Raw genomic sequence first — 665 nt, 5'->3', positions numbered from 1 at the left:
GCTTCAGTTTTAGCGCGTTGTAAGTTCGCGTCACCGTTCAAAGCATTTTCAGTAGACGTTACACTTTGAATTGCTTGTTCAACAGCTTGCTTATCTTTATTCGTACCATGATCTTTATTTAAGTAAGATTCAGCTTGTGTGATGGCATTATCAAATGCTGTTTTCTTAGTTGGATCTGCGTCAATGTAGTTTTCGCTCGCTTTAGTTTGATCTTTATTTGCGATTGCTGACTCTAATCGTTGCATTGCACCATCTAAGTCTTGTGCTTTCGTTTTAACACTATTTACACCGTTGACTGTTGTTGCACCTTCGATTTGTGATGTTAAATCTTGTTTTTGTGCATTATTTAAGTGTGTTAATGTACCTAAGTTTGCTTTCGCATCTGATTTTGCTTGTCTTACATTTGCATCACCGTTTAAAGCATTCTTAGCAGTCGTTACTTGATTTAATGCAGCTTCAACTTGTGCTTTTGTCATATTTTGACCGTTTGCTTTATCTAAAATACCTTGAGCATTCGTAACAGCATTTGTGTAAGCATCTTTCTTACCTTGGTCAGCATCTGTAAAGTTCACTTGTTGTTTAACAGTGTTTTGGTCATTAATACCATTTTGAAGTTGACCCATTGCTGTATTTAATTCATTAGCAGTATTTTGTGCAGCAGTTAC

At 36.1% G+C, this 665-nt stretch carries 1 protein-coding gene; it reads right to left on the bottom strand.

Annotated features, from left to right (window positions below; genetic code table 11):
• Positions 1 to 665: GA module-containing protein (locus IDG60_RS19215; protein ID WP_206161075.1), on the bottom strand; the 665-nt coding region annotated here is incomplete at both ends.

It is taken from the genome of Staphylococcus sp. EG-SA-2 (genome assembly GCF_017152085.1).
Note: the sequence above shows the minus strand (reverse complement) of the source record. Positions and strands in the feature narration are given on the sequence as shown.